Origin of the sequence: Xenorhabdus siamensis (assembly GCF_037996745.1) — a bacterium.
GTDB classification, from domain to species: Bacteria; Pseudomonadota; Gammaproteobacteria; order Enterobacterales; family Enterobacteriaceae; genus Xenorhabdus; species Xenorhabdus indica.
Genome location: NZ_JBBMXE010000014.1, coordinates 267254 through 281197 on the forward strand (window position 1 = coordinate 267254; position 13944 = coordinate 281197).

Consider the following 13944-nt stretch of genomic DNA (forward strand, 5'->3'; position numbering starts at 1 on the left):
GAAGGGATATTATGCATAGTTAAGGCTTGGATACGTTACTTCTTTTTCATTCTGCACTGGATGAAAAAATATTATGTATGCCTGGATTACTTTGTTCGGTAAATCAATCATTTAATAATTGTCTACGTTTGGCAGTCTGTTTGAACTTGATGCAAGACATCTTGACGGCATAGCGAGGTTGGGAAAGCTTGCCTGCAAACAACTAGAACAATAACCTAGACAGAACAATAACCTACACAGAACAATAGAATTCGGATTCGCACACAAACTTTATTAATTCCCCTTAAGCAATGAGATACATCTCCTGCGGGTATAGCAGAGAAAAGATCACCATAAATAAAGGTAATATCCTCTAATTTCTTACTGGGATTGGATAAGCGGATAACGAAAAAATAAATCATGTAAATGAACAAAAAAGCAAATGAGTTTATCAAAAAACTATTCTTTCAGAATAAACTCCTCACCGGATAATTTCTTAAGCTTCACATTTTTACTCGCACCTTCACCTATATCGATTAATAAGTCCTCGCTGTATACCTTAATTTTTATTTTACCTCCATCCTTAGCCAATAACGCATAGGAAAGACCAAATCTTGGGTTACCAGCATCAGCTAATACCTGGTTATAATCAAACATACTGACATGGGGATTTTGTTTCATGATTCTTGTTGTTTTACCTGCTGAAATACTCTTACCAAAATAGGTAATAACACTTTTTTCATATTGAGAAAATATATCAACAAGATCGTCATTAGACATATCTTCTCTTCCCATCTTATTGTCAGGTAACGGTTTATTAGTTAATTTAAGATGACTTTCATATAAACTTGATACGCCATCACGACTCGTTAACCAGCCTTTATCCCCGACACGCTGCCCTGCATGATAAGCATAGAAGTAGCCACCCTCAACGGCATAAACCATTGTACATCCACATAATCTACCCGCATTAATAATCAACGGCTTACCTTCTTTTATTTCACTTAGTGGCATTTTAATGGCCACCGTACCAGAATGGCCATTAACCACATTGATAAAGTTAACGTTATCACTCAGTGTAAATTTATCTCCCCATATTCCAGGCCTCGTACCATCGGTAGCTTTCGACGTTATGGCACTGCCTTTCCAGGTATTCATTACACCACGTAACTGGCCATTGTCATTCATCATGTCATCCATGCTGAAAAGTTTACTGGCTGACATAGAAATGATTTTATCATTCCTGATATAGTCAAACTTAAGATTAATATTATCAGTGCGGCTTCCGGTTGCGAGCCCTCTTCCTTCTAAAGGGCTAACATCACCATGTCTTAACTTTCCAATATCGGTATTTTCAAATTCTATCGCTTTACCAGCACTTCCGCCGTTAAAGTCCCACAATAATGGCTTATTGGGTTCAAGTTTCCAGATATCATATTTCTTAACAAATGCATGGTAAAGAGCAGGATTAGTATCAATTAAACTGATTAATACTGTCATATAAGAAGAATTATCAGGATTTTTCCATACCCGCTCATTGGAAATCGCCAGTCTGTCTTTAGCCAATTGTTTTATGGCAGTTTTATTCAGCTCAGGTGCATTTAGTAATGTGTTAAAAATATCCGTCCCCCAACCATGTGCAAATACTTTATGCATCATATCCATATCACTAATTTTGAAATTTCTAAGTAATGGATCAGTTAGAGAAACCAATGTAGAAATATCCAGAGAATCACCCTGCATTCTTGGGTAATTAAAATCAGGAGAATCCTTATTAATGATATGGTAGCTTTCATGAATCAATGCCGTAGAAACAAAATCTTCAAACTTTTCTTTTGGATATTTCAGTCGATGATTAGCATCTATAATACCATCGATAAACGCAGTAATAGGTGTCTGTGTATGATTGCTACTAGCAACATGATTAACATATTGGGTCTCAAAAAGGACAAAAGGATTTTCCATTTTATAGCCTCCCTGATAGACCATATCTGCGGAAACCTTAAACTTATCCAGAACTTCACTTTGCTTTTTGATATTAGCCAAATACCTGGTTTTAAAAGCATCAGAAGAAGCGCCAATAAAAATCTCAAAAGCCTTATTCACCTTTTGTACGTCATCGGGCTTAGTACTTTTAACTCGATTACTCGCTTTTCTTAATGTATTAACTGCTTTATCTTTTGCTGTCCAAACAAGTGAACGTATTTTTCGTGCTTGTTCCTCAGAGAGATGGGAAAGGTGATTTATTTTTTTAGATGGATATCTGAGTCCACCTCCCTTTAACCCCACATCTGCATGTGTTTCCCATAAATTATCACTATTCAATCTGACTGGCGTTGCATAACTAAACTGACCAGGATGTTTAGGATCAATCACTCGCCATGTGTTATCCCAATTATCCCATTTTACCTGATAAACATCATCGTTCTGTTTAATATAATAATTAAACTCCTGCATTGTTTGTGCATTATCTGGCCTTATTTTATATATGCCATTTTCAGGTGATATGTTATCCAATGATACATCCATTTGCCGCCATTCTGCCTTAAGACCAGGCGTGCTTTTTGTGAGTTTATCACCCAGAAAATAGGATTGAAAAATATTTATTTTTTTCTTTTTATTATATTTTGATCTGTACTTTCTATCTAAGAACCATCTATCTCTCCTTATGATATTTTCTAATATCCACGGATTAGTCCCTGAACCAGGAATATTTTTTATATTCGCTTTAATTACTTGAGGATGACTCCTATAGTCTAAATTAATACTCTTAAATTTAAATCTATTAGTGATATACCCTCTGTTACCTTTGATTATTTTTCCGCCTTGAACTATCTTCCGACAAATCTCTTTGTTATTGAACACAGAATCCATGACGGTTGAAACAGCAAAATTAATCAAAGCTTCTTTTTGTAATGCCTGACTTTCCTCACTGGTATTTGCTATTGCAGACTGTATAAGAGGAATAATCGTATTAGCCGTTATAGAGGTTAAATAGCCCGCCATCGGACTGAGAGGAAGTACCATGAACCCGCATCAAAAATCTCCCTCAAAGCAACAAGAAAATAATCAGAAATAATTTCACTATTTGAATAACTTATTTCATCCATGTATTTGGTATATTGTTCAAGAAACTCTTCTAATGTTGTTCCAGATGAACCTGGCAGTTTATTAATACCCTCATTGATGTAATATTTTACATCTTCATTATTTCTAAAACTGCTAATATAGTTTTCATAATCCACTGAAATATCATCTAATTCCTTTACAACATACTCAACATCACTACTCATTAAATATTTTATATTTTTATTTCCATATTCTGTCTTATTAAATTCTTTTTGATCTATTTTAAGAATTAATTCATAAACCGAGAATTTTTTAATTATAGTATCAGAAATATTCTGGCATGATCCAAAATAACTATTTATTTTTAGTTTACATTTATCAGGTATAACAGGTTCAATTTTAAGCTCAACTTGTTGTTCTAAATTAACCCGACCACCAGATAATGCGTTAACTCTAGATTGAATATATTCATAAGGTGTTAAAATCTTTCTCACCGCTTCCTCTGCGGTAAACAGCCTCTTAATTTTTTCAATAACAGTATAATTAAACGCATTTATTTTATTATTTAGATCATCAACCAGTAAATCCTGTTTCATTTCATCTGTAATTCCATCAGGAAAAATGATCTTTTGTTTAATACTTTCTGGTATATTTCCTTTTAATAATCCCATAATTGGAACTTGAATATTACTCCCTTCCACTGCCAACGGAGTTTCTATATCAATTTTTGAAATAAGGTTATTTTTATGGCGCCATCCTTCAAAATAATTAATGAGTATAAAATCATTTAATCCTTGATTATGAGAAACAGATTTATGATGCTGGTTTGACTCATAGCCATATTCACTTTTTAAATATCGCAAAGTAGAAAGATGGTATTTAGCAATGTTTAATATCTGCAAGTTACGGCGTTCTTCATCACTATATCTTTCACGTACTCTGTCTTTTATCTTTATTTCTTCCTGTACCAGAGTCAGGAAAGCTTTTTGATATTCAAATTCTGGTTTACTCTGGTCATATAATTTTTTATGATTTCTTTCATTTTCTACGCCAACGGAAGATAATATCTTTTTTGTTTTATCAATGCCTGCTTTATATATATCTAATATTTTTTCAAATTCCTTCAGTTTTTCCTCAATAGTTTTTAAATCATTTTCTTCCACTCTTTCTTTTTCTCTTAATCCATCAAGTTTGATATTCAGCTTTTCAATATCGTTAGCCAAATTATTACGGGTATTTTCAATCTCAGATTTACTCTTCCCTATAACAGAAAAATCATATTCATCAAGTAAAAAATTAAGATGTTTAATTTTTTCACAATAATTCTCCTTTGACTTTTTAGTTTTCGATAAAACTTCTTTAGCATTTTCAAAACGTCTATTTAACCTGGATCTTTCCGCTCTTATCTCATTGTCATCTCCTGAGATCTCAATTTGGAGAAGGCTTTTATACAGGTCTTGCTTTATTTCCTCGGAAGAAAATGCCACAAAATAAGTATCTAAAAGAGATTGATTAAGCGGTTGTTTAACAATATCTAAAATTTTTTGCTCATCTGTACGTTTATGTTTACGCTTATTGTATATTTCTTGCTTTGCCAATAACATATAAAGCGCTTTTTCCAGATCATTACCTTCATGTGCCTGGAAAAACTTTATTGTAAGCACATGATCAAGTCTATTCATAAGAGCAATAAATTTTATTTTTTTTCTTACAGAAAGAATATTATGTAATTCTTTCTTCAATAATCCTCCTATATTATCTGAGTATTGAGTATATTTGAACATTGACTCTACAATATAATTATTAATATCTATTCTATTTTTTAACCTCCAAGACTTCTCTCCCCTTTTTGATTTACTGCTTAAATATGAAATACGTAATTTATCACCTCTAGAATTTAAGATATAACCACTGGTCAGATTTTCATTAATTGGCTTAAAACGCCAGTAAAGTCCATTAACTGAAATAAAATAATGTATTTTCCTGCCATTATCCGTTTTTTCAGAGGTAAAACTTAAACCTGGAGGGGTTATAGGAGGTAACTTTCCGTCACCAGGCTGTATCATTTCACAGTTCTTCCATTTATTTTTCGTCCACCATATGATCGAATGCGAGACATTATTTCCACCTTTACCAGAGATATTATTCTGATTAACTGATTGAGGTTTTTTCCCCGGTTTTAAAATAATAGATTCATTAAATGGCATAATAACTTCCTCCCTTTAATTCATTATGCAAGTATAGATACTAACTAATTTTTGTATTTTATGATGAGTAGTTTATTCTCTGATGATTTCGTCAACTCAGTTGCTAGCGTATGACGAAAACGATACGGCGAAATTGCAAAACCATACTCTCAGGAAAGGCGGTGGCAGAAAGAACACTTGATGAAAAATGGTCACTTTTCGGTAATAAACATTTTCCAGATTCACAAAAGGAATCATTTAATGGCTTAATGACTGGGAACGATGGCGTTTTGCGACCTGATTAGAAAAATTGCTGCCCGCACTGCTAACCACCCCCGTAATCACATTAGCCGGTGATTGGATAATCCCCGAACAGTTATGACAGGCCGGGAAGTCTTGTCCAGCATTTGCAGTGGTTAACCGTTTGGTGAAAATTGATGATTGAAGCATGGCCTTGTCATAACGGGCTGGATTGAGAGGTTCATTCTGATCTGCGGCAATAAATATCAGGTTCAACGCTTGTACTTCAGCATGCAGGCCGGCAATACCTGCCATTGTTGGCAAGATGCCCCCGTTATGTGCGATATGTTCTTCAACCAGACGTTGAGTCATCGGGTGTAGCGTTTGCCCATTTTTTTTATACATATCCTTCAATCCTGTAATAAAGTCAGAAGTCTTTGTTACCCGATATTCATTTGCCATATTATTTCTAAATATATCTTCGATATCATAGGCAAGTTTATTTCTCCGTGGTCCTATCGGTCTGTTTATTTCAATCGCTTTTTGGGGAATGAGTTCCACTCCCTGAAACAATTTTCCGGGGGCTAAGTTATGATTATTGTCTTTAAAATTAACAAAACTATCTTGATAAGTGTTGTTATGTAAATAGCCGGCATGGGCAGCAAAGTTTTGTAATGCCTTTTTGGTATATTTCTTTTTCTCTGATGGTTTTTGCTTGGGCGGCGAAGGTTGTTTGGATTCTTCAAGAATTGAATCTGTTTTATTCTGGAATTTTATCATGACAGAAGACAGGTCGCGCTGATAGGCAGCAGAGACTCCCGCTGTATCGGGTATATCCAGATGCAAAGCTTCCAAAGTTCTATTTAATTCTGATTTCTTTTTATAAATCATTTTGTTGTCATAACTGTATGTCATTGTTCCCTCCGATTCTTAATTAAAGTTTGTTGATATTTAAAATAAATAAAAACCACTATGAATTAATTATTCATTTCTATTTTATTTTTTCACCATTTTATCTAAAGTTAATTAGAAGAGATTGCTTATATATCTAATGATTACATTAAATCATTATGTTGGTTCCTATAAACAGGATAATAAAAAGATTTATGTTCCTTATAATCATTTTCGATATTTTTAAGTTGTTCATAAATTGATAACACTTTATTGTATAGGCACTCTCCTTCTTCCGTTAACACTAATCCCTGGCCTTTTCTGACAAAAAGTTTTACACCTAATGAGAACTCCAGTTTTTTTAAGCTTCGGCTAATTGGCGACTGGGTGATAAAAAGCTCCTTTGTTGCCTTATTTATTGATTTATTTTTGGCTACAACAATAAAGTTTGCTAATTCTTTTGAAAGAAACACCTGAACTCCTTTTTAAATGCAATAGGGTTTATTCCTGACATTATAAAATATTAGTGAATTGTTACATTGTTATTTTAATTAAATAATCTGATGTAGTAACTCATCAAAATAAAAATCATTAATTATGTAATAATCATATATATACATTAATATTTGTCAATAATTTGCTATACAATTTATTGTATTTATCAATATAAATCTTAATTAAAAATTTCTTATTTAAGATCAATAGAATGTTTATTATACATAATAGATCAACCTTATTATTCATAAGTTTTATTTAAATATCTTTATCACAAAGTGTGACTTATAGACGATATTATTATGTTAAAATCAGGTGAATTATTAATTGATTAACTAATTATTTTTTATAAGGTTTTAAACTACTCATTGGAATAGTCGTTAAAAATGACATTTCAGCATCATTTACTGGCCCATGATTCAGAGCAATGACTGTTGCATCTTCCAAATTTTGCGTATCAAGAAGAATGGAGGGTTTCATATTGCCCGTTCTTCCATTTGGCAATGGAATCAATTTTCCTTTATCTACCCCAAACTCATAGAGTTCCATTGATATTTCATAAAGTGGCGCCCCTGAACTTTGTCCACCAGCCTCAGTATTGACTGCGGTAGAAACCCAAACCGTCGAGCGATCTTTGGTATATTTTATAAAGGTGGAAAGATCACTCAACTTAGGTGTTCCCGCTTTCTTCCATTTATTAATTTCATCGATAATATGTTTAGGCAAACTTTCTACATTGTCACTACCCAAGAATACGCTGGCAAATTTTCTCGCTTTTTCACTATCAAGATGTACCCAAGCCTTAAATCCCTCTGGACTACTTTTTTGTAACTCTGCAAAACTCCGGTTATCAGCGCGATATAGTGTAAATGGTTTTTTTACACCGTTTGCGGGCACCGGGGTTGATGTTGGTATCGCTTTTGGCGTTTGTGTATTACTGACAGATGTTTTGGTCGTCGTGCTGGCGGGGATGTTCACCTCAGAGGCTACAGGTGTTTTTGTTGCCTGTTGAAAGGGGACTGCTCTCAAAGGACGTGAGGCAATACGTGGACGCACAGCTTGCGCGTCAGTCTGCTGAAAGTTTTTCCTCAGCTCCGCTATTTTTGATGTTATGACATGTTCACCATTGACAGTATCTTGGTCAGGACGGGGGGATTGATTTTTCTTTTCTTCTTTCTGTTTTAAACTATACATAATAATACTCCGATTTAAATAAACGGTTATTTAAAGATTCATCAAAATAAAAATAAATTTCGAAACTTCATTAATATCTTTCAGATCATTCTGTTGGGTCATATTTGAGTTTTTATCACTTGTTCCACTGTAGAAGAAATATCCTTCACTGGAGTCACATTATCTTGCCCATCGGTGAGGCTAATCGGTATTGTCACTGAATAATTCAGGGAAAGCCGCGGGCGATTCCCCAGTGACTGCCAAAAATTGCCTAAACTGTTTAAACTTTCTTTCGGCGGTACAACCTGAGTGTAAGCGCCGGGAATGCCCGTCAATTGGCGGTTATTAATTAATGCCTTTAAAACTTGTGACATAACTTGTGTTGCCTGATTATCAGGTTGGCTCTCAGAATGGTTGGGATCCGTTGCAGGTTGGGTCGATTCCCAATAGGTAATCAGGTAATTACATTTAATATTGACCCAACCCGGTAATAATTTCCCCGAAGCAGCATTAAACACCCTGGATTCTGCTGAGCGAAGTTGTAGATCTTCATGGATATCATAAAGAAAAACACTCACCATCGCATCAGACTGCACGGTATCCAGTTCAGGCAGATCAAAACGGATCGCAACTTCTTTATCCAGATATTTTTTCAGAATTGCCTTCATTGCCTTATTGACATCGATAATGGTTTGCGTTTTTAACATAAAAATTTTTCCTCAATTTATTATTGTGATAACTATTCATCCATCAATGTATTTCATTTTTAGCTATTTTTATTTCTATGATTTTTGGAAATTCAATCGCCCCACTTTGGCTAATTCGCGTGATAATGCGATTTCAATATTTTTATTATTGACTTCGTTATGGTTATTCTCTGCGGCAAAAAGTGAAGACAATAAAGCAATATTGCGAATATTCGCCCCTGTTACACTTGTTTTTTGCGCTAATTTATCGAAATCCACATCTTGGGCGACTTTTATATTTTCAGGCCAAATTGTCTGCCACATTTTCTTACGGATAGTCTCATCCGGGTAAGTAAAGCGGGTAATAAAAGTAAAACGTCGATTAAATGCATTATCTAAATGATTGCGGTTATTCGTCGATAAAATCACTAAGCCCGGAAAATGTTCCATACGTTGCAGTAAATAAGAGACTTCAATATTGGCATGTCGGTCTTGTGCATCTTTAGTTTCGCTGCGCTTGCCAAACAGAGCATCTGCCTCATCAAAAAATAAAATACCAGTATCGTGTTCTGCCAAATCGAAAATACGAGATAGATTTTTCTCTGTTTCACCGATGTATTTATTTACGACGGTAGATAAATCCACTTTGATTAAGTCAACACCAATGTCATTGGCAATCACTTCTGCCGCCATCGTTTTCCCTGTACCGGAATCACCATAAAACAGGGCACTGATACCGGTGCCATAACCCACCTTATCTTTAAAACCCCCCGCCAGAACTTTTTCCCGATGCTTAATTGCCGTCAGTATTTCTTGTATCTGTTGAGCAATGTCGTCGGAGACTAACAAGTCTTTTAATGAACGTTTAGGGATAATGCGCTGCGCTAATTGGCCGAAATTCTGTTGAGCGCGTAAATTGAGTGCCTTGCGAATATCACATTGCTGCAAGATACCCGAAGGATCTCGCTGTTGTTGGTAAAGTTTCGCCTCTTGTAAAATGAATGGCAGGGTTACGGGATTAAATGCGTAACGTTGGCTTAAGGTTATTGCGTCAATATCATTGGCACAGTGATTGGGTAAATGAGCCGTCAATAATCTCGCTTTTTCCACCGAAGTGAAAACGGGCATTTCAATCAGCAATGTCGATATCTTTTTCAACCACACTAGCGGCGAATACGGTTCGACCAGGCAGATCACTCTTAATTTAGGCTGGCTTAATAAGGCTGACAGAGGTTCCAGCAAGTGTTTATTCTGTTCTGCAAATAAGCAAAAGTTTCGTAGCAATAAGCAGGCACCACGCATACGAATTTCCCGCAAAATGGCTTTTATATGGCAAAACAGGGTGTTGTCATCGTTATCCGTCAATCTGGCGATATCCACAAGCAGCGTTTGTCGTTGTTCCGATGCCATCATATTAGCAACGGCATGGGATCTGGCACTATCAGCCATGCCCCGCAGTAAAATAACGGGCCGGCTATCATCATGATCAGATAACAGAACATTAGCCAATGCTTGTTTTAAGCCTGCTGGATAATTGCTGATTTCTGTGGGCGTTATCCACGCAACATAATGTTCCAGAGCAGGTGCAATATAATGATGCCCAAGTAAAAAATGATAGACGCCGCTGTCTGTGATAAAGGGTGTCTGGAGCCAGGACAATGTTTTTTGACGGCTATCAATAGATAACAGTTGGCAGCCAATCAGGGGAGCCTGGTGTAAAAAACTGGCCTGCTGTGCCTGTTTTTCCAGCATTGATTGGCAAAACAGTTCCAAAGCCAAAGCAAAGGTGGGCAACCGGGATTGTGGTTCTCCCTGAACCAGCGCAAACAGGTGATAATAACGGTTATCGAAATGGGGCAGTAAACCTAACAACAAAACATCCCTTTCAAAATCAGTCAGTTCAAAATGTGTCATCAGGTCAGTTAATCGGGAAGCGACAGGAGTGATGGTGTACGGTATTGTCAGACATTCATCGTTGAGCCAATGCGGTTTACCCAGTGGATTATCCAGCCTGTTTATCACATCTTCTTCGCTTAACAGAAATTCATCAAGGAGGTCACCTTTCTGGCCTGATATGCAATGGAAATGGTATTGAAGAATGAGATCGATACGTTCCAGTTGGCTATATAAGAATGCTAAATGAGGGTCATTGTGTTGTTGAAATAAATCAGGGAAAACAGGCGCTGTATTCATAAATTGTTGCTCAGACTAATTGACGGTATTTGATGGTGATAACCACGTTATGGTGATAGGGTGTTGCAACCAACTAAAGCTTGCTATATTCATCGGCCACGGCCATTCGCTTATCAGTGCATCATAAACTTCGGGTTTAATATGAATATTCGTCATACCGTTTAATTCACTTAATTCCCCACAACGTTGCAGAAATAAGTGCCGCACATCATTTGCACCCATTTTTTTCCAGGCCGGAAGTTGCACGATGGTTTTTTCCAGCCATTGGTTGATGGCAATTTGTTGTTCTGGTTTTGGGGTATGCCATAGCGCGTTATCACGAATGGGTAATCCACAAAGCACCTTATTGAGCGTCAGCCGCCATGTGGGTATTTCCTCTTCCGCCCAAATCAGCCAGTCAAGTAAACAAACGGCCTCTCTTTGTGCTTCAAGGCTGATAAATTGATTCTTTTCCAGTAAATCAAAGGCACGGAAAAATGCGGGCAATAACGGCCATAAAATCATGCAACCAGCGTTGTTGATGGGTAAGACTGACTTTGCCGATGGTTTTTGAATGCTATTACTCGGTTGCACAGAAGGTATTTGTGTTGATAAAACCGATTTTAGTGATTTCCTGTGTTGTTCTCTATTTTGTAAGGTTGCAGCACTTTGTTTTACCGTCTCCTTTATCAGACCATAATGCTGTTGTGTGGCCGCTGGCTGATGGTGTGTTTGCCTGTGCCGGAGTGCAAGTGGGGAGATTGCATCTGCCTGTATATCGGCTTTATTGTGAGTTTGTTTTAATAGATTGCTCTCATTCTGGGTAACATTTACCGTGGGTGTTTGCTTGATTTTAGTTTGTAATGTAATTGCTTGTTGTGTGGCATGGGGATATTTCATCTGATGTTGCAGATAATATTCCGCCGCTAAACTTAATTTTTCTGATGTCACCTTTTTATCTGTAATTACCTGCGCTTGCGAATTAATAAATTCAGAAGTTGTTGTTTCAGTAAATAACTGACAAAGCATAGCAAGAATATCTGGCTGGCACAGTTGCATTAAGCGACTTAGCCCCGCAGGCTGTAAGCAGTGTTTGGCTAACATAGGTAGCCATTGTTGTGGTTGAAGATTAATATTTTTTATTAACCAAGAGCTGAATTCAATGTTTTTTACCTGCTGCCATAAAATAGATGATTCCCAATCACCATGATTTAAATAGTTATCAATACTCTTTAATATAAACTGTTCTGAATGTAAATTATCATGTGTAATAAAATTACTTTTAGATATTGATGAGATATTACTTGCAGATTTAATTTTCTCTGAAATAGAGAATTCATTATTAATGTTCTTTTTTATATTTTGTTTTAACTCACTGGTTTTATTTTTTAATTCTCTTTCTAATCGCCAGATAAACTGCTGTTCAAAATCTTCGAAAATTATCTTTCCAAGATCTAAGATTACTTTTTTTAATGAAAAACCATTATTCTGGACTGACCATGTTTCCACTTCTTCATTAATTAAATGACGTAGTTTTAATTTAAATAAATTAGAACATTTTTCAATTACTTTATCACTATGATATTTCTCTATTTCAAGTGCAATTGATAATTTATCAATTACACTATTGAAATTTATTTTGTGATTTTTTTTCACAATAGTAGTCACTTTATATTCTATTATTGGAGTTAATGGGCGAACAATGTTAACGCCCATTATAAAAGAGTTATAATTTCATGATAAATGCTAAAATATAGTAAGGTGGAGTAACATCTGTTATATGATTATGCGATTTAACTATCGCATTAGCACCATGAGAATGGCCGGCACCATCACCTTCAGAGGAAGTATAAGGATAACATGGAGAACTTCTTGCTGAAGCAAATAAATCTCTAGTACCACCATTTGACAATGATTTGAAATCATAGACTTGATCCTGATTATCAAGTTGCCTACTTTCCCCTCCCGGATTATAAGAATCATATTTAAATCCTGTTGATCCATAGTATGCCATTCCACCAACATGCTTATGGCTAGGAATTTGAGATAAAGTTAATTTTGTATCATTTACTTTAATATCGACAGAAACTACTTTATCATCACTAGATTTATTACACTTCTTATTGCTACCTGAACCTGATAATGTAGCATTATTTTTAGAGTTTATATCATTGAGCTTGCCACCCAAAATAAATCGATCAATTAAGTTTGGTGTGCCATTATTTCCATCACACAATGCCCACCCTACTGGAATATCTTTTCCAGAAAACATCATAATCATACCTCTTGGCAATACAGTATTAGGATCGATAACCACTTGATCATTATCTAACTTAATACCATTACCAGTTTTCACATAGATATTTGAGTTTTCATCAAATTCAAGAGCCCCACTTTTACGAAGACTTACATACAAGTAATTATCACCACGTTTAAGACCTGAACCAATATTAACTTTTATGCCAGAGCTATCAACTGTGATGGTTGAATCTGCGGGTTTTGCTTCTAATGCACCATCTGAACTAAACTTCATCCCATTACCAGGTTTTATGGCAATACCATTGCTATCAACAACCAAACCTTTATTATCAGCCAGTTTCACTGCAACCTTATCACCATCTATCTTAAGACCATCTCCTGGAGCAACACCTATTTCATGTGCCCCTTGATAAGTCATTAAACCATTGCCTACACCTACAACCAATACATCTTTATACAATATTAAAGGGCTATGACGTCCATCGACATAACTTTCATCATTCTCACTTAATTTTAACTGTAAAAGCCCATCTTCGCCCAAACGCATTCCTTTTGCCGGGCCATTTTGATTGGGAGCCTGTCCAGTCGCTTTACGCCCAATATCGGCAATATCAATTAATTGATTGAAATCGGTTTGTAAGGGAATACTGCCTTCTTTAAACTTATCTTTTAATTTATCAATATCAGGTCCAACACCTTTTGCGTCAGACAATGTTTGTTGTTCTTGTATTTTTGCAGAATAACGAATTTCTTTCATGGTTAACTCCATAAAATATTTTTAATTTAAAATTTTG

The 13944-nt window shown here is 35.6% G+C and carries 9 protein-coding genes; all 9 read right to left on the minus strand.

Features of this window, described 5'->3' with window-relative positions:
- Positions 1 to 438 precede the first annotated feature (438 nt).
- A complete protein-coding gene (locus AAC852_RS15270; protein WP_340621739.1) occupies positions 439 to 3006 on the minus strand; it encodes a cytotoxic necrotizing factor Rho-activating domain-containing protein in 2568 nt (855 codons plus the stop codon).
- Positions 2970 to 5255 (minus strand): ligand-binding sensor domain-containing protein, encoded by a 2286-nt coding sequence (locus AAC852_RS15275; protein ID WP_340621740.1) that lies wholly within the window; start codon positions 5253 to 5255, stop codon positions 2970 to 2972. The genes AAC852_RS15270 and AAC852_RS15275 overlap by 37 nt, the downstream gene beginning before the upstream one ends.
- 237 nt (positions 5256 to 5492) lie before the next feature.
- Entirely contained in the window at positions 5493 to 6389 is an 897-nt protein-coding gene (locus AAC852_RS15280; protein WP_340621741.1) for a YwqJ-related putative deaminase, read from the minus strand.
- 140 nt (positions 6390 to 6529) lie between these two features.
- Positions 6530 to 6838: a LysR family transcriptional regulator gene (locus AAC852_RS15285; protein WP_047684528.1), complete on the minus strand. Its 309-nt coding sequence runs from the start codon at positions 6836 to 6838 to the stop codon at positions 6530 to 6532.
- 361 nt (positions 6839 to 7199) lie between these two features.
- Positions 7200 to 8054 carry a hypothetical protein gene (locus tag AAC852_RS15290; protein WP_047684525.1) on the minus strand — a complete coding sequence of 285 codons (855 nt, stop codon included), beginning with the start codon at positions 8052 to 8054 and terminating at the stop codon, positions 7200 to 7202.
- A 98-nt stretch (positions 8055 to 8152) separates the two neighbouring features.
- The gene (locus AAC852_RS15295; protein ID WP_231571536.1) at positions 8153 to 8740 is read right to left on the minus strand and encodes a Pvc16 family protein; all 588 of its coding nucleotides are present in this window, start codon (positions 8738 to 8740) and stop codon (positions 8153 to 8155) included.
- Between the two features lie 75 nt (positions 8741 to 8815).
- Complete coding sequence (locus AAC852_RS15300) at positions 8816 to 10912, minus strand: ATP-binding protein (protein ID WP_340621742.1); 2097 nt, start codon at positions 10910 to 10912, stop codon at positions 8816 to 8818.
- A gap of 15 nt (positions 10913 to 10927) precedes the next feature.
- A complete protein-coding gene (locus AAC852_RS15305) occupies positions 10928 to 12547 on the minus strand; it encodes a contractile injection system tape measure protein (RefSeq protein ID WP_340621743.1) in 1620 nt (539 codons plus the stop codon).
- A 70-nt stretch (positions 12548 to 12617) separates the two neighbouring features.
- Positions 12618 to 13907, minus strand: a complete 1290-nt coding sequence (locus AAC852_RS15310) for a tail fiber protein (RefSeq protein WP_340621744.1) — start codon at positions 13905 to 13907, stop codon at positions 12618 to 12620.
- Between the last annotated feature and the right edge of the window lie 37 nt (positions 13908 to 13944).

Bases quoted from the DNA above. Each gene is read 5' to 3' on its own strand.
- AAC852_RS15300 (WP_340621742.1), bottom strand. From the start codon at position 10,912: ATGAATACAGCGCCTGTTTTCCCTGATTTATTTCAACAACACAATGAC.
- AAC852_RS15270 (WP_340621739.1), bottom strand. From the start codon at position 3,006: ATGGTACTTCCTCTCAGTCCGATGGCGGGCTATTTAACCTCTATAACG.
- AAC852_RS15280 (WP_340621741.1), bottom strand. From the start codon at position 6,389: ATGACATACAGTTATGACAACAAAATGATTTATAAAAAGAAATCAGAA.
- AAC852_RS15310 (WP_340621744.1), bottom strand. From the start codon at position 13,907: ATGAAAGAAATTCGTTATTCTGCAAAAATACAAGAACAACAAACATTG.
- AAC852_RS15295 (WP_231571536.1), bottom strand. From the start codon at position 8,740: ATGTTAAAAACGCAAACCATTATCGATGTCAATAAGGCAATGAAGGCA.
- AAC852_RS15290 (WP_047684525.1), bottom strand. From the start codon at position 8,054: ATGTATAGTTTAAAACAGAAAGAAGAAAAGAAAAATCAATCCCCCCGT.
- AAC852_RS15275 (WP_340621740.1), bottom strand. From the start codon at position 5,255: ATGCCATTTAATGAATCTATTATTTTAAAACCGGGGAAAAAACCTCAA.